This is a genomic window from Nonomuraea sp. bgisy101, assembly GCF_057708945.1.
The window spans coordinates 49679-64331 of the sequence record NZ_JBYITD010000026.1; the positions used below are offsets into that span (position 1 = coordinate 49679).

Genomic DNA, 14653 nt, shown 5'->3' on the forward strand with positions numbered 1-14653 from the left:
CTCGCTTCATAGAGTCCACGAGCGCCCCGGACCGTTGCCTCGACCTTCGCGGCCCACCAGATGAACGCTGGACGGGACGCCCTCGCTGTACGGCGTCGCCGCCGTCGGCGAGGACGACGTCCAGCGGTGGCGGAAGAGCCGGAGATCGAGGAGGGGGGCGATTCTGGTCCGCAGGACGGTCACCTCGACCCCGGCACGGGCCAGCAGGAGGCCGAGCATCATCCCGGCCGGACCACCTCCGGCTATCACCACACTCATGCGCCCTCCCTAGGCTGCGGGAGCAACGCCTGCGCGGCGGCCCAGACCCTCGGCATGCCGAACTCGGCCACACCACGGAGCAGATCGCGCAGGGTCTCGTCGGTGGCCCCGGCCGACCTGGCCAGCTCGGCGTGCAGGCGCAGGGATTCGCCGAGCGTCTGGTAGAAGACGTCCACGACCAGGCAGGCGAGCGCGCGTTCGCGGACGCTGAGATGCGGGCGGGCCCAGCGCTGGGCGAACTGGTCCTCGGTGAAGGCGGCCAGACCGGGGTCCATGTCCTCCAGGGCGCGTACGGCTCTCGCGAGCGGTCCGGTCAGCGGGGTGGGTTCGACGGGCTTGTCGTCCTGCGCCGCGGGCAGGCCGAGCTCGGTCAGGCGTTGGAAGGCGGTGACCACGATCGGGTAGCCCACGTAGGGCGCCAGGTGCCGGTAGAGCTCCCTGACGGCCTCCGGCTCGACGCCATTGGCCAGAGCCATCTGCACGTGCATCGCCAGGGGCAGGTCGAGGTGAGGGTGGCACAGGTCGGCGGTCAGGCAGATGAAGGCCTTCTCTCGCGTGGTGAGGTGGGCCAGGCCCCAGAGGTTATGGCCGGCGCCGACGGCGCACTGGGCGAAGACGGGGTCGAGGGCGGTCAGGGCGTCGGCTCCGGCGAGCTGGGTCATGGGGCGCTCCGTTCAGGACAGTCCGAGCGCGCGCAGGCGCAGGCGGTCGAGGGTGTATTGAGGGAGGATGCGGCCGAGCGTGCTCATCAGGCGTGACTTCTTGCCGACCGGGTAGCGGGAGCGGGGCTTGCGGGCGGTCAGGGCGTGCAGGACCGCCTGGGCGACCACGTCGGGGCTGGAGCCGGAACGCTCCTCCTTGAGCCCGGCGGTGGTCATGGTGCGGTAGGCGGTGCCGTACAGGCGCCTGCCCTCGGGGCCGAGGGAGGCCAGGCGGGGTTCGACCTCGTCTTCCAGCTTGTCGACCGCGTCGGTGTGGATGGAGCCGGGTTCGATGAGGACCGCCGCCACGCCGTACGGCTTGAGCTCCATGCGCAGCGCGTCGTTCAGCGAGCGGATGGCGTGCTTGGAGGAGCACAGCGGCCCGCCGAAGGGCAACGTGATCCAGCTGCCCACCGAGCCGACCGTGATCACCCGCCCGCGCGAGGCCCGCAGCTTCGGCAGCATCGCCTGGGTGACGGCCACCTGGCCGAACACGTTGACCTCGTACTGCCGGCGCAACGCGTCCAGCGGGACGAACTCCAAGGGCCCGGTGACGCCGATGCCGGCGTTGTTGACCAGGGCATCCAGGTGGCCCAGGCGCTCGGCGGCCGCGGCGATCTGGCCCGCGTCGGTCACGTCGATAATGATCGGGGTGACCGTGGGGCCGAGCGCGGCGCCATCGGCCTCCTTGCGCACTCCGGCGTAGACGGTGACGCCCTCGCGGGCCAGCAGCAGCGCGGTGGCGCGCCCGATTCCGGTGGAGGCGCCGGTCACCAGGACGGTCTTCGACATGAAGGGCTCCCTAAGATCGTTGACATTCGGGCTCAGTAATAGGCGCGCATCAGCTCGGTCGCCCACTCCGGCTGCACCGTCTCGCCCTGCGGGCCGAACTCGGCCATGTAGGGCTTGATGTCCAAGACCGGGCTGCCGTCGACGGCGTCCAGGCCGCGGACATGGATGTCCAGGCCGTCCACGGCAAGCAGTCGGCAGCGGGAGACGCCCAGCAGGTTCGGGCGGTTCCTGCCCCGCTGAGCGAAGATGCCGACCTTGGGCCAGTCCGAGTTGCCCCGAGGGTGACGGGCGGAGGTGTTGATCGAGGACGGGTCCACAAGATGGAACTGGAACACCACCTCCAGGTGCGAGAAGGCATCCAGCCTGGCGAGCGCCTCCGGCCCGAAACGGGTCCCGTCGAGGCGGATCAGCGCCTTCTCGGTGTTCCAGTCGTCGTCGAGCGCCTCAGCGCGTCCACCAACGACCGTTCCCACCGGCTGCACGACGATTCGTTCCATATTTCCTCCGTAGTCGAGTCAAGGTCATCGAGTGCTTTCTTCCCGGACGCCGACGGCCAGCAGCCGCATCAGCGTCCGCCGAGCCGGGCCGACGCCCGCATCAACGTGGCCATCCTGGGCACGTTCGCGACCTCTCCTTGCAGCGTGGGCTCGACCAGCCGCCGCTGCATCAGGAGCTGGAGCCGCTGCATCACGGCGACGGGCAGCTCGTGTCTTCTCTGCATGGCACGTAGCAGGTCCACCCGGCGTTGATCCACCGCGCACGAGGGCGCCGGACAGGATGTTGGCGGTCCAGCCGTGTCCTGGATGGCGTAGTCGGACTGAGGAGGTGATCGATTGGCTCGCGCCGACCCTTCGGCACTACCTGACCAGCGACTGAATCGGGCCGGCCGCTCGCTCCTCGGCCTTGAGCAGGCGGTTCTCCTTGATGAGGAAGTAGATCAGCAGGCCGCTCATGATGAAGTGGCCGCCGGCGGTGTACAGGCCGGGGAAGTAACCGCCCTTGAGGATCGGGAAGACGAAGTGGGCGATACCGTTGAGCAGACCGGCGCCCAGGGCGTACCACCACAGGAAGAAGTTGGCCACCCGGATCCGGTAGAGCGCGCCCGCGCCGGCGAAGAAGTAGAGCGCGCCGAAGCCGAAGACGAAGACAAGCAGGAATTCCTTCTCCGGCCAATCCCGTGGCGAGTCGAACAGCTCGACGATCTCGTGGGGGAAGCCGCCGGTGTACTCCTCGGCCATGTGGATGAGCTGGAAGCCCACTGCGCACAGGTAGACAGCGATCACCTTCCTGGACTTCACCGGGCGGGCGTAGCTGAAGGCCATCCAGCCGCTCCAGCCCAGCACGCTGGCCACCACGAGGATGACGGCACCCTGGATGGGTAGGGTCAGCAGCGCCCATGCACAAAAGGCGGCGGCAAGGATCGCCATCACGGTCGCCGAATAGGGTTCAGGTCGTTTGGTCATGGCCGGAACCCTAGGAGGATGGCGCTGTCGCTCGCCTCTGTCAGGCGACTGATCGGCGCCCGTGGCACATCAGTCACCTGACAGAGGCGATACACAAGAGCCGCTGCCTCGCGGTTCCTGATGGCCGTCTGCCTGCTCGCGGCGGGCGTGCTGTTCGCGGTCACGACCGGCTGGTTCCGCGGCAGCCCCGAGAGACTGGAGGCGGCGGGCACGTCCAGCACATCAGTCAGGTGACGGAGGCGATCCGCGAGGACCCTGGCTAGCGTCGACGCCATGCAGCTGATCAACGACCAACTGGCCGTCAAGGCTCGCGTCCTGCCCAAGACCGGCGATGGTTTCCTCATGCTGGCCGGCGAGGTCGGCACCTGGCGTGGCGGCTACTTCGCCTCTCCTCCCACGCAACTGCCTGCCCATCTGAAGGCCCTGGCCGCGGGCATCGAGGTGCGCGAGGCCAACGTGTTCCGCGCCGTCTTGCGCACGCCGGGGGAAGGCGACGAGTTGCTCGCCGCCAGAGGTATCCGGCCGGCGCGTTACGACGTCGTCGTGCTGATCCGCACCGAGTCCGTGGAGGCCGCGCTGGCGGTGCGCGAGAGCGCCGCCTACGAGGAGCTTGCCGACACCATGGCCACGGCGTCCCGCCGCACCCACCAGATCGTCGCCGGCAACGCCGGGCGCCTCGGCGATGTGGACCACAGCCTGGACCATTGCTTCCTGTTCAACTACTTCTACGCCGACGACCGCGAGACCCTACTGAAGGTGTGGGAATACACCGCCGGGTGGTTCCAGGCCAAGACCGCCCTGCCCAACTCCGCGCTGATGCAACCGCTGGAGGGCGAACCCGCCGGCTACGGACTCGTCAACCACGCGAGCTGGCCGAACTGGCGAACCTTCCTGCCCAGCCTGATCTTCCGGCCCACCTTCCGCAGCTTCGTGCTGGCCAACTTCAAGGCCAACGGCGTCGCCGCGCAGCCGATCATCTACCGCCGGGTGTGACCTACCCTCAGGTCAGTCCCGGGAGCCTGGTCAGCTCGGCGCGCGAGGAGACGCCCAGCTTGGGAAATGCCTTGTACAGGTGAGAGGCGACCGTGCGGGAGCTCAGGAACAGCTGCGCGCCGATCTCGCGGTTGGACGCGCCCGTGACGGCCAGCCGTATCACCTGGAGCTCCTGCGGGGTCAGCATGGCCAGTGGATCTCCGGCGCGGGTGCGGTCCGGCAGGGAGAGCCCTGTGGCGCGTAGCTCGGCGGCCGCGCGGGCAGACCATGGGGCAGCGCCGAGCCGGTCGAAGGCCTCCATGGCGGCCTGGAGGTGAGTGCGTGCCTCGGCGCGGCGCTTGTGGCGGCGCAGCCACTCCCCGTAGACCAGGCGGGTGCGTGCCTCGTCGAAGGGTTGCTCGCCCTTGGCGTGCAGGGCCAGCGCCCGCTCGTACAATCCTGCGGCCGCGCTTCCTGGAGCCAGCAGGGCATGGAGTCGATGCAGTACGGCAAGCGGCCTGGCCTGCCCTGTGGCCCGGGCCCACTCCGCGTACCGGCCCAGCGGTTCCGTCGCGCGCTGGGGATGTCCCGCCCGCGCGGCGGCCTCGACGTAGTCGGGCCAGGCGTACCGCCAGAGGAAGGCGTGGCGTGTGGGCCCCGTCGCTGCCTGCTCGATCCGCTCGAGCACCGCCTCGTAGCGCCCCGCTCCGAGGTCGAGCATCAACCGCGCGTACTCCGCCCAGTAAGCTCCCGGCATCCACCTGCGGTGGCCGGCGTCGCGGATCGCCTGCTCGGTCATCGCCGCGCATTCCTCTTCCGCGCCGGCGACCGCGGACAGCCAGGCGTGCACGCCCGCCAGGTAGCTGCTCCACTGCGGCTGGCCGACGTCGGCGGCCAGGGCCAGACCCGCGGCCACGGTGGCTCGCGCCGACTGGTGGTGTCCGCTGATGAGCTGGGCGATGGAGAAGCTCGTCATTGCCTGGGGCATGCGTCCTAGAGCCTGTCTCGAAGTCTGTGATCATCGGCGTGTCGTAGAAGGGCAAGCGAAGAGGCCTCCGGTAAAGGGTTCATCGACCAAGAAGAACCTGTAATCCGGAGACCTCGTGGCCACCTTAGCGGTGACGCGGCGGTTCGACCTCACCGATGCACAGTGGGCGCGGCTGGAGCCGTTGCTGCCAGTGCCCAAAGGACCAGGTCGGCCATCGCAGTGGAGCAAGCGTCAGCTGATCGATGGGATCCGCTGGCGGGTGCGAGTCGGGGCGCCGTGGCGGGACGTGCCGGAGTGTTACGGCTCCTGGCAGGCGGTCTACAGCCTGTTTCGCCGCTGGCAGCGGGCCGGTATCTGGCAGCAGATCCTCACCCGGCTACAGGTCCTGGCCGATGCCGCGGGCCTTATCGGCTGGCAGGTCGGCGTGGACTCCACGATCTGCCGGGCCCATCAGCACGCGGCCGGCGCGGCCCGGCACGGTGATCTGCAGGCCGAGCCGCCCGGCGGAGTACGGCCGGAGCCTGCCGATCACGCACTCGGACGTTCCCGCGGCGGGCTGTCGACCAAGCTGCACCTGGCGTGCGAGCAGGGACAGCGGCTGCTGGCGCTGGTGCTGACTGCCGGGCAGCGCGGGGACGCACCGCAGTTCACCACGGTCATGGCGGGAATCAGGGTGCCCCGGCTGGGAGCGGGCCGGCCCCGGACTCGGCCCGAGATCGTTCGCGCCGACAAGGCGTATTCTTCCCGGGCGATCCGCGCTCACCTGCGCTCACGCGGAATCCGCTGCACGATTCCCGAACCGGCAGATCGTGTCGCCGCCCGGCAGCGGCGCGGCAGCCGTGGTGGCCGGCCTCCCACCTTCGCCCCCGTCGACTACCGTGCTCGCTCGGCGGTGGAATGCGGCATCAACCGGCTCAAACGTCACCGCAGCGTGGCCACCCGCTTCGACAAACTCGCCGTTCGCTACGAAGCGACCATCCACCTCGCCGCCATCAACGACTGGCTCACCCGCCTTTGAGACAGGCTCTAGTCGTCCCTCCGCCCGGCAGTCCTCGACGAGCCGGGCCGAGCCATCCAGCATGCCGTCGAGGTCGGCGCGGACGACGGCCTGATAGGTGAGAATGAAGCGCACCTCGAACGGTATGCGATCAGACAGATCCGGCATCGGGTAGGTGAGCGTGGTCACGGCATCCCCCTCGAGGATCAGCCGGAAGGCGTGGTTGAACGTGTGCACCACAGCGGCCAGCCCGTCGCCGTCCGGGCACAGTTCCTCGGTACGGCGGGCCAGCGCGACCCGGTCGGGGTGCGTTGCACTGGCCCAGGTGTAGAAGCCCGCCAGGCTCAGCAACGACAACTTGGCAGTCATGTCGCCGACCGCTTCGGCGCCCTCGTGGAGCAGGCGGACACCCTCCAGCGGCCGGCCCGCCTCGATCTCCAGCTTCGCTCTCACCTGGGCCAGCTCGGCCAGCACGGCCACGGCCGGCGTTGCCTCCTCCGCCAGCCGCCGCGCCCGGTCCACCAGCTCACGCGCGCGCTCCCACAGGCCCGCCTCGGCCGCGGCCGAGGCGGCGGCCGTCCACCGGCGTGCGGCCTCGGCGGGATCGGCCGACAGCTCGGCCGCCCGCGCATAGGCCGCCGACACCGCTGCCTGCCCGCCCCGCTGCCGGGCGCGCAGCGCCAGGCTCTCCAGTTTCCCGGCGATCTCTTCGTCGGGTTGCAGGGTGACGGCAGCCAGGTGCCAGGCTCGCCGGTCGTCGTCGACTGCCTCGGCCAGCGCCCGGTGCGCGGCCATCCGGGCGGCGATGTCGCAGGCCAGCAGCACTGCGGTACGCACCAGCGGATGGCGGAAGAGGACGCCCCCCAGGCCCACCCGCACCAGGCTGGCTCGCTCGGCCGCGGCGAAGTCGGCCAGCGAGGCTCCGAGCAGGCCGACGGCGCGTTCGAGCACGTCCAGCTCGTCGTGGTGATCGAGGGCCGCCACCAGCAAGCAGGAGCGGGTGGCGTCGGGCAGCGCCGCGATCCGATCGCGGAAACCGGTCAGCACCCTGTCCGTCACCGGCTGCGCCGTACCGAGGGAGAAGGACAGCGGGACCAGGGCGCCCTTGTGCTGCTCGGCGGTGAGCATGCGGGGCAGCTCGACCAGCGCCAGCGGATTGCCCTGGGCCTCAGCGACGAGCCGGTCGCGGACGGCCGGCGGTAGGTCCGCCGCCTGCTCGGCGAGAAGCTTCTTGGCGGCCTCGGTGTCCAGCCCGCCCAGCCGCAGCTCGGGCAGCCCCCTCGCAGGGAAGGCCCCGTCGCCCTCCCGCGCGGCGAACAGGACGGCGACGGGCTCGGCATGCAGGCGGCGTGCGGCGAACAGCAGCGCGTCGGCCGACTCGCCGTCCAGCCACTGCGCGTCATCGACCAGGCACACCACCGGGCCCGCCACCGACAGCTCGACAAGGAGGCTCAGCGTCGCCAGCCCGACGAGGAAGCGGTCTCCCCGAGTGGAGCTGCCGAGGCCGAGCGCGCCGCGTAACGCCTCCGCCTGCTGCGGCGGCAGCGCCTCCACGTGATCGAGGACCGGACGGAGCAGCAGGTGCAAGGCGGCGAACGGGAGATCGGCCTCGGATTCGACACCGGTCACCCGCAGCACCCGCGCCCGCGCTTTCGCCGCGGCGTACTCCAAGATTGCCGACTTGCCGATGCCCGCCTCACCGCGCACCACCAGAGCGCCACACCGGCCCTCCAGTATCCCGCCGATGACGGCCTGCTCTGTCTGACGCCCGTGCAGCATGGCACTCCAAGAACGTCTTGTCCCTGATGTGACCTGTGGGAACGTTATCGCTTGCCGAGGGTTGAGGACGATGCGGGGAACCGTCAATTTCCGCCCTTTCCGATCGTGAGGACCCTATGGAGGGGGTCGGTGACCACGGCGGGGTCGTCGATGCGCAGGGCGATGTAACCGTCGGGGCGGAGACGGCAGTGCCCTCTTGGATGCGCTGAGGAGTCCGACCGACATCGAAAGCCGCGGACGAGCCTGTCGGCAGTTGATTTCAAAATCAAAATCAATGTCGCACAACCTAGGTTTTGAGGCAGCGGTAGACGGTGGCTCGTGAGACTTCGAGACGTTCGGCTATCTCCGCCACCGGACGCCCGGTCTACACCGACTCCGCCACACGCGAGCATGTCCTCACCGACCAGATCGCGTTCCTTCGCCGCTGCCTTCAGCTTCAGCAGAGCTGAAATCACCTCTCGGAAGCGCAGAACACCCTGGAGAGGCGGAGGGAGCGGACGTCGCTCCGGCTGCAGGTTCGCGATGCCGTACGCATGAGGGCAGCCCCAACCGCCGGGTGCCCTCACCCATGCCCGTCGGGCTACTTCGGCACTGCTCACCTTAGCGGCGCACCCTCTGGCGACGCCGCCCGGCGTTCTCAGGCCGCGCTCGGTGTGGCCGCGCGGGTGGGGAAAGAGTCCGGTCGAGGTAGTCGGCCACGACCCGGGCGTCGTCGCTGCGCACGGCGATGTATCCGTCGGGGCGGATCAGGACCAGGGTGCCGGGCCGAGCCCGGTAGAGCCGGGGTGCCTCCTGGCCGATGAGGGCCTTCGGGCAGCCGGTCTGGCCGGAGTCGGCGACCTGCAGGACGCTGACGTGCGTGCCGTGGAGGGTGGCGAGGGGATGGGTGGTTTCCACGCCGAAGCCCAGGAGGGTCCAGTGCGGGCCGCGGGTGACGTCGAAGAGGCGGAGCGGGGCGCCGTCGGGGGTGGTGCCGCGGGCGTCGGGCGCACGGTCACCGGCCTTGGGGCCGCGGCGCGGGCCGCCGGCCACGGTCAGGGCTGAGTCGGGGTAGGCGATGTCGAGCTGGCTGGTCTTGGCCAACATGCGGCTGATGATGGCGGGCCGTTTGATGAGCGGGAAGAGCACGTGGTCGCGCAGGAACCGGCGTAAGCCCTTGAGCACGAAAACGGATTCGAAGCCGCGGGAGCTGTCGGCCAGGACCTTGGCCGCGACAGGGATGCGCTCGGCCCCGTAGCTGTCAAGGATCTCCTCGGACGCGCCGGCGAGGGCCGCGGCCAGCTTCCAGCCGAGGTTGTAGGCGTCCTGGATGCCGGTGTTCATGCCCTGGCCGCCCGCTGGGGAGTGCACGTGCGCGGCGTCACCGGCCAGGAAGACGCGACCGTACCGGTAGCGGCGGACCATCCGGGCGTTGAAGCGGTAGCGCGAGAGCCAGGTGGCGTCCGTCAGCGTCACCCCGGTATGGCCGGACCGCGAGCTGAACTGCTCCCGGAAGATCTCCAGGGTGGGCTCGGGAACGGAGCCGTCGGCGCCGGGCAGCACGCTGGCCTGGTACTGCCAGGCGCCGCCGGCGTTCGGCAGCGGCGCGACCGCCAGGTAGGAGCCGTCCTCGCCGAACCAGGCGGAGGAGGCGTCCGCGGCGAGGCCGTGGATCTTCACGTCGCCGACCAGGAAGAACTGGTCGTCGTGGGTGCGCCCGTCCATCGTCGCGTCGAGCAGGTGCCGGACGGTGCTATGCCCGCCGTCGCTGCCGACCAGGTAGCGGGCCCGCACGATCTGGCCGTTGGCCAGCGTGGTGGTGACGCCGTCCTCGTCCTGGGTGAAGGCGCTCAGTGCGGCGCCGTAGAGCACCTGTCCCCCGAGAGCGGTCAGCCGGTCGCGCAGGATCTGCTCCACCCGCCACTCCGGCAACATCACCAGGTCGGGATACGGCACGCCCGGCCGTGCTCCCGTGGCAGTGGCAGTGGCCAATTCCACGGCGAGCTCGTGTCCCTGGTAGACCCGCAGAGGCAAGCCGACGGTGCCGTTGGCCAGGATCTCATCGATCACGCCCAGATCGTCCAGCACCTCCAGACTGCGCGGCTGGAGCCCCTTCCCGCGCGATCCAATCGCGGGCGCCTGACCGGCATCGACCAGCAGGTGATCGATGCCCCGGCGGGCGAGCTCGACGGACAAAGTCAGACCGGTCGGGCCGGCGCCTGCTACCAGGACCTGAGTGGTGCCGGTTGTCATCGGCGTTCCCTTCACTCGACAACAGTCCACTACGGCGTAGTACTACATCGTCGTACTACGTTGTAGTACGACGATGTAGTAGAGTCAAGGCGTGCCGAGGGAAAGCGATCGACGCGAAATGCTGGCCGACACCGCGATGCGACTCATCGACGAGGTCGGCCTCGCGGGAGTGACCCACCGCGCCATCGACGCGGCCGCCGGCGTCCCGGTCGGCACCACCTCCAATTACTTCCGCACCCGGTCCGCCCTCTACGAGGCGATCGCCCACCGGATCCTGGACCAGCAGCTCGCCGCCCTGCAGGCCGCACCGACGACGCCACCCGACCGCAAGGACCTCGTCGACAGCCTCACCGCCGCCATTGACGATGGGACCGGCCCGGCACGCAACCGCTATCTGGCCCGGTTCGAGCTGTCCCTGGAGGCCGCCCGCAACCCTCGGCTGGCCGCTCTCATGCGCGAACTGCGCGCCGTGACCTTGCGCATCCGCACCGCCCAGATCCGCGCCGTCCACCCCGCCGCCACCGACGAGCAACTCGACGCCCTCGGCTCCCTGTTGACCGGAGTGACCTTCGACCGCATCACCGTCGGCGTCCCCGAGATGGACACCCGGGCCCTCGTCCAGGCCCTCATCGCAGGGTTTCTGCCGGCAGAGGGTAGGAGTGAACCGTAAGGCACCTCCGTGGACACGGCCGCCGCGAGATCCGCCGGCGCCGGGCAAGGTCGGTCTACACCGCCGGCAACGCGGGCCAGTCGTACCTGTCCCTGTTCGGCTACGCCCCGCTGCCCCCGGAAGTGATCGTCAGGGTACGCGCCCAGATCGCCGCCATGACATGGCTCCGCTCCTGACACGGCCTCCGTCGTCCGGATCGACGACTGCCAACCGCCGGGTGAGCAAGTCACGGCCCTGGTTCGGTTCAGCCGGATGGTTTCACTGCCCTGGCGGCCGGAGCTCCCACAGCCTAGGCGAAGCTCTACAAGGCTGACCGCGCAGACTGCCATCATCCTGGAGATCCGTACACCCAGGTCGGCCAGCTCGGCGCCGACCTGCTTGAGATCCTCTTCCGCGCTCATCGTCAGCGGCCTGGGCGGCCACGGCCCTGTGGGGTTGGCGATGACGGCGAGCAGGTGGGCCCGGCGGCTGCCATGTTCGAGCATGATCAGGGCAAGCTCCGCGAGGCGTTTACCCCGACGCTGGATGGGTCTGGCTAATACGCCTGACGCAGCAGCAAGGTGACGAAGCCGAGCTTGCCGCGGTAGCCCTTGAGCCACATGTCACGGTGCTCCAGCGCGGCGGCGAGCGCGGTGTCGCCGGCGGGTCCCGGGTTGTCCACCGCCCATCGGATCAGCGAGCCGGTCCACGACCATTCGTACTCGTCCCACTCGCCCAACGAGCTGGTGTGCGCGTAGACGGTGCGATACCCGGGCTCCTCGGCCTGGGCGACAAGCCCGGCCAAGTCGGGGTATTGGCCGATCTCGGCCTCCAGCTCCGGCGATGGGGGCGTCTCCCAGAAGCCCTCACCCACCAGCACCAGCCCATCCGGCCGGGTCAGCTGCCTGATCGCCTGCAGGCTCGGCGTGAGACCGTCGAAGGCGTGCGTGGAGCCGACGCAGAGCACGAGATCGTACGGCTCGGCAGCGCTGAAGTCCGCCGCTCCCATCTCGTGCAGCCGGATGCGCTCGCCCAGCCCGCGCGCCTCGGCGTGCTTGGCCGCGGCGGTCAGGGCGCTGGCGGAGATGTCCACGCCGTCGGCGGTCGAGCCGGGAAACAGCTCCAGCGCCCGCAAGGTCCACATCGCCTCGCCGCAGCCGAGGTCGAGGATGCGGGCCCCCTGGCGGAGCTTGGTCCGCTGTAGCAGCTTGTCCAGGCTGGCGGCGCTTACCGGGGCGGCGATCGGGTGGTCGGAATGGGCGATGCTGCTGATCAGGGAGCGGTCCATCGGTTCCTCGTTCACGGCGTGGGCGTCCGGGTGTAGGTGAGGAACAGGACGCCGCTGGGCAGGGCGGTGCTGTCGGTCAGGGTGTGGTGGTGTGGACTGAAGGGCGTTTTGTCGCCGAAGAGCGGGATGCCCGCGCCGACGGTGACGGGGTTGACCTTGAGGATCAGCTCGTCGATCTCCGAGTGGAGCGCCCCGGCCAGTTCGCCGCCGCCAACTAGCCAGATCCCGAGGCCGTCCTGGGCCTTGAGTTCCCTGATCTTCGCCACGGGGTCGGTGGCGACGATGTCCACCGATGGGTCCGGGCTCGGGCCGAGGGTGCGGGAGAAGACGTAGTGCCGCAGGTGCGGGTAGGCGTTGGTGACACCCATGTCCAGGCCAAGCTGGTAGGAGCGGCGGCCTTCGACGACGGTGTCGAAGCGGGTGCCGGGCGCGGTGATACCGAGTGCCTGGCGCGCCATGACCGGCAGGGTCTCGGGGTAGTGCGCGATGATCTGCTCGACGTAGTCGGGGGTGGGGGTGAGGATCCCGCCCGGCCCGGACGGGTCGGCGCCTGCGGGGTCGGCGATGAAGCCGTCGAGGGTGGTGGCGACGTAGTAGGTGAGCTTTCGCATGGTCGTGCTCTCTTAAGCGTCAAGGGGTCGTTCGTGGCCGACCGCGTCGAACAGGAGCTTCGCGGCGACCATCGCACCGTCGGTGCGGATCGTGTCGGCCACAGCGGTCGCTCGCGCGCGGATCTCGGGGGTCAGGGCTGTTGTGAGTGCGGCTGAGAGCGATTGTGTGGTCGGGGTCGGGCCGTTGTGGGCTACGCCGATGCCCAGGTCTGCCACCCGGCTCGCAAAGTAGGTCTGGTCCACTGTCTGCTGGGGAACCACCACCTGCGGCACGCCCGCCCAGGTGGCCGTCGTGGTGGTGCCTGCCCCGCCATGGTGGACGACAGCAGCCACGCGGCTGAACAGGGCCTGGTGGTTGGCCTCGCCGACGGTGAAGCAGTCGTCCTGGTCATCGATCAGGGCCAGGTCGGCCCAGCCACGGGACAGGAGCGCGCGGTGGCCCTGCGCGCGGATCGCCTCGATGGCCGCCCTGGCCATGTCGTGCGAGCCCGTCGTGGGCATACTGCCGAAGCCCACGTAGACCGGTGGTGTGCCGGCGTCCAAGAACGCCTCCACCTCGGGCGGGAGCGGGCGTTCGTCCGGCAGGAACCATGCGCCGGTCTGCACAACGTCCAGGTCCGCCGGCTCCTGCCACGGGCCCAGGATCGGATCCGCAGCAAGCCACGGCCTGTCGGTGAAGGCGTAGTCGCGGACGTTGCCCACCGGTGGCAGGCCGATCGAGGCTCGGTGAGTGTTGACTATCTCGGCGAACAGCACGTTCGAGCTCTCCGCGTCCAGGTCCCACAGCGCCTGGTGGTCGGTCACCTCAGGCGGCAGCGGCCGAAACGGCCGCGGGGCCGGCGGATGGTGCGGCGAGGGCAGGGTGACCGCCTGGTAGCAGGCATACACGTAAGGGATGCCGAGCTTCTCAGCCACCGACCGTGCGGAGGCCACGGCCGGCAGCACACCGGTCGCCAACATCACGTCACATCCCTCGGCCGCCTCGGTAAGCGTGCCGAAATGCGCGGCGACCAGCTCGGCCACGATCTGCTGGAAACCCGCAGCCCCCGGCGGTCGCGCCTCGGTCGCCAGCGAGCGCACCGCCGGGCCGACTGGCACCATCTGCACGCCCACGCCAGCCAGCCGCTTCGCGAACTCCTCATCCGGCGGCGCGCACACCCGCACCTCCGCACCGAGCTCCCGCAGCCGCACCGCGAGTCCCACTATGGGTTCGACGCCCCCACGCGAGTCGTACGTCGCCAACAACACCCGCATTTCGCGGCTCCCCCAAGTCCATCCCACACCACGCCATAAATGACACATTTTGTGGCTGAATCATCACGTATGTGATGTTCTGCCCGTGGGAGATCTTGGCGTAGTCCTCGCCGAGCCGCAACTCACACGCGCCCGATCGTCCGCCGGTCACCGTGGCCCATCTCGCCGGTAGATGTGCCGATTTCCGAGACGATCCATTGTCGGCCTGCGGTCCGTGTGGGTGTGTTGCTCCCGTGCTGTGGGGTGGGAGCGGAGGGGACACGCCCGACGTCTCACCCCGCGAAGTGCCGTAGCCGGGAGGGTAGCCATGGCCGTCGATCGTGAACGCCGCGCTGCCACGGTCACGCGGCTGATCGCGCTGCGCACTGCGGGAACCCTGACAACCGAGCACGTCCGCCTGGCCGCCCGGGGCCTGAAGGTCACCGAGCGCACGATCTGGCGCTGGCTCGATGAGCAGAGCAGAACTCCGCCGCAGCAGGCCAGGACCGGACAGCCCGGCTGCCGCGCCTACGCGCTCACCCCGATTGACCGGGAGGCCTTCGCCCGCCAGCTCACCCCGGCCGAACGGGCCGCCTGGATCCGTGGCGAGGAAGGCCGCAGGCAGGCCTCGGTGTATCTGACGCGGCCCCGCTCGCTGCGCAACCACACCTGGGAAGCCGACCACAAACA

At 69.8% G+C, this 14653-nt stretch carries 14 protein-coding genes and 2 pseudogenes; 3 read left to right on the forward strand and 13 right to left on the reverse strand.

What is annotated here, in order from left to right:
* Positions 1-6 precede the first annotated feature (6 nt).
* From AC3EO4_RS38410 to AC3EO4_RS38435, 6 genes are all read right to left on the reverse strand, one after another.
* Positions 7-258, reverse strand: coding sequence for an FAD-dependent monooxygenase (locus tag AC3EO4_RS38410; RefSeq protein WP_431900351.1), 252 nt, complete (start codon positions 256-258; stop codon positions 7-9).
* Positions 255-920, reverse strand: coding sequence for a carboxymuconolactone decarboxylase family protein (locus AC3EO4_RS38415; protein ID WP_431900353.1), 666 nt, complete (start codon positions 918-920; stop codon positions 255-257). Before AC3EO4_RS38415 ends, AC3EO4_RS38410 begins: the two co-directional genes overlap by 4 nt.
* A gap of 12 nt (positions 921-932) precedes the next feature.
* Positions 933-1751: an SDR family oxidoreductase gene (locus AC3EO4_RS38420; RefSeq protein ID WP_431900355.1), complete on the reverse strand. Its 819-nt coding sequence runs from the start codon at positions 1749-1751 to the stop codon at positions 933-935.
* A gap of 32 nt (positions 1752-1783) precedes the next feature.
* Complete coding sequence (locus AC3EO4_RS38425) at positions 1784-2248, reverse strand: SAM-dependent methyltransferase (RefSeq protein WP_431900356.1); 465 nt, start codon at positions 2246-2248, stop codon at positions 1784-1786.
* A 68-nt stretch (positions 2249-2316) separates the two neighbouring features.
* Positions 2317-2472, reverse strand: coding sequence for a hypothetical protein (locus AC3EO4_RS38430; protein ID WP_379575631.1), 156 nt, complete (start codon positions 2470-2472; stop codon positions 2317-2319).
* Positions 2473-2608: 136 nt separating this feature from the next.
* The gene (locus AC3EO4_RS38435; RefSeq protein ID WP_379575632.1) at positions 2609-3214 is read right to left on the reverse strand and encodes an HXXEE domain-containing protein; all 606 of its coding nucleotides are present in this window, start codon (positions 3212-3214) and stop codon (positions 2609-2611) included.
* Between the two features lie 273 nt (positions 3215-3487).
* On the opposite strand from AC3EO4_RS38435, the gene AC3EO4_RS38440 reads away from it, so the two are divergent.
* A complete protein-coding gene (locus tag AC3EO4_RS38440; protein WP_431900358.1) occupies positions 3488-4207 on the forward strand; it encodes a hypothetical protein in 720 nt (239 codons plus the stop codon).
* Between the two features lie 7 nt (positions 4208-4214).
* On the opposite strand, the gene AC3EO4_RS38445 is transcribed toward AC3EO4_RS38440, so the two are convergent.
* Positions 4215-5162, reverse strand: coding sequence for a helix-turn-helix transcriptional regulator (locus AC3EO4_RS38445; RefSeq protein ID WP_431900360.1), 948 nt, complete (start codon positions 5160-5162; stop codon positions 4215-4217).
* Positions 5163-5304: 142 nt separating this feature from the next.
* Between AC3EO4_RS38445 and AC3EO4_RS38450 the strand changes: the two genes are divergently transcribed.
* Positions 5305-6192 carry an IS5 family transposase gene (locus tag AC3EO4_RS38450; protein WP_431900446.1) on the forward strand — a complete coding sequence of 296 codons (888 nt, stop codon included), beginning with the start codon at positions 5305-5307 and terminating at the stop codon, positions 6190-6192.
* A 1311-nt stretch (positions 6193-7503) separates the two neighbouring features.
* Here AC3EO4_RS38450 and AC3EO4_RS38455 read toward each other — a convergent pair.
* From AC3EO4_RS38455 to AC3EO4_RS38465, 3 genes and pseudogenes are all read right to left on the reverse strand, one after another.
* Positions 7504-7950 (reverse strand): annotated as a pseudogene (locus AC3EO4_RS38455) (AAA family ATPase); the annotation flags it as partial.
* A 286-nt stretch (positions 7951-8236) separates the two neighbouring features.
* Positions 8237-8305: pseudogene (locus AC3EO4_RS38460) on the reverse strand (helix-turn-helix domain-containing protein); the annotation flags it as partial.
* 245 nt (positions 8306-8550) lie between these two features.
* The gene (locus AC3EO4_RS38465; protein ID WP_431900362.1) at positions 8551-10182 is read right to left on the reverse strand and encodes an FAD-dependent monooxygenase; all 1632 of its coding nucleotides are present in this window, start codon (positions 10180-10182) and stop codon (positions 8551-8553) included.
* Between the two features lie 91 nt (positions 10183-10273).
* On the opposite strand from AC3EO4_RS38465, the gene AC3EO4_RS38470 reads away from it, so the two are divergent.
* Positions 10274-10852, forward strand: a complete 579-nt coding sequence (locus AC3EO4_RS38470) for a TetR/AcrR family transcriptional regulator (protein ID WP_431900364.1) — start codon at positions 10274-10276, stop codon at positions 10850-10852.
* Positions 10853-11387: 535 nt separating this feature from the next.
* Here AC3EO4_RS38470 and AC3EO4_RS38475 read toward each other — a convergent pair.
* From AC3EO4_RS38475 to AC3EO4_RS38485, 3 genes are read right to left on the reverse strand one after another with little or no spacing between them, the layout of a single operon-like run.
* A complete protein-coding gene (locus AC3EO4_RS38475; protein WP_431900366.1) occupies positions 11388-12119 on the reverse strand; it encodes an SAM-dependent methyltransferase in 732 nt (243 codons plus the stop codon).
* 11 nt (positions 12120-12130) lie between these two features.
* Entirely contained in the window at positions 12131-12730 is a 600-nt protein-coding gene (locus AC3EO4_RS38480; protein WP_431900368.1) for a dihydrofolate reductase family protein, read from the reverse strand.
* Between the two features lie 12 nt (positions 12731-12742).
* Positions 12743-13984 carry a glycosyltransferase gene (locus AC3EO4_RS38485; RefSeq protein ID WP_379575639.1) on the reverse strand — a complete coding sequence of 414 codons (1242 nt, stop codon included), beginning with the start codon at positions 13982-13984 and terminating at the stop codon, positions 12743-12745.
* Between the last annotated feature and the right edge of the window lie 669 nt (positions 13985-14653).

What these genes read in the sequence shown, in the direction of transcription:
- AC3EO4_RS38410 (WP_431900351.1), bottom strand. Translation starts at nt 258, where the DNA reads ATGAGTGTGGTGATAGCCGGAGGTGGTCCGGCCGGGATGATGCTCGGC.
- AC3EO4_RS38415 (WP_431900353.1), bottom strand. Translation starts at nt 920, where the DNA reads ATGACCCAGCTCGCCGGAGCCGACGCCCTGACCGCCCTCGACCCCGTC.
- AC3EO4_RS38420 (WP_431900355.1), bottom strand. Translation starts at nt 1,751, where the DNA reads ATGTCGAAGACCGTCCTGGTGACCGGCGCCTCCACCGGAATCGGGCGC.
- AC3EO4_RS38425 (WP_431900356.1), bottom strand. Translation starts at nt 2,248, where the DNA reads ATGGAACGAATCGTCGTGCAGCCGGTGGGAACGGTCGTTGGTGGACGC.
- AC3EO4_RS38430 (WP_379575631.1), bottom strand. Translation starts at nt 2,472, where the DNA reads ATGCAGAGAAGACACGAGCTGCCCGTCGCCGTGATGCAGCGGCTCCAG.
- AC3EO4_RS38435 (WP_379575632.1), bottom strand. Translation starts at nt 3,214, where the DNA reads ATGACCAAACGACCTGAACCCTATTCGGCGACCGTGATGGCGATCCTT.
- AC3EO4_RS38440 (WP_431900358.1), top strand. Translation starts at nt 3,488, where the DNA reads ATGCAGCTGATCAACGACCAACTGGCCGTCAAGGCTCGCGTCCTGCCC.
- AC3EO4_RS38445 (WP_431900360.1), bottom strand. Translation starts at nt 5,162, where the DNA reads ATGACGAGCTTCTCCATCGCCCAGCTCATCAGCGGACACCACCAGTCG.
- AC3EO4_RS38465 (WP_431900362.1), bottom strand. Translation starts at nt 10,182, where the DNA reads ATGACAACCGGCACCACTCAGGTCCTGGTAGCAGGCGCCGGCCCGACC.
- AC3EO4_RS38475 (WP_431900366.1), bottom strand. Translation starts at nt 12,119, where the DNA reads ATGGACCGCTCCCTGATCAGCAGCATCGCCCATTCCGACCACCCGATC.
- AC3EO4_RS38480 (WP_431900368.1), bottom strand. Translation starts at nt 12,730, where the DNA reads ATGCGAAAGCTCACCTACTACGTCGCCACCACCCTCGACGGCTTCATC.
- AC3EO4_RS38485 (WP_379575639.1), bottom strand. Translation starts at nt 13,984, where the DNA reads ATGCGGGTGTTGTTGGCGACGTACGACTCGCGTGGGGGCGTCGAACCC.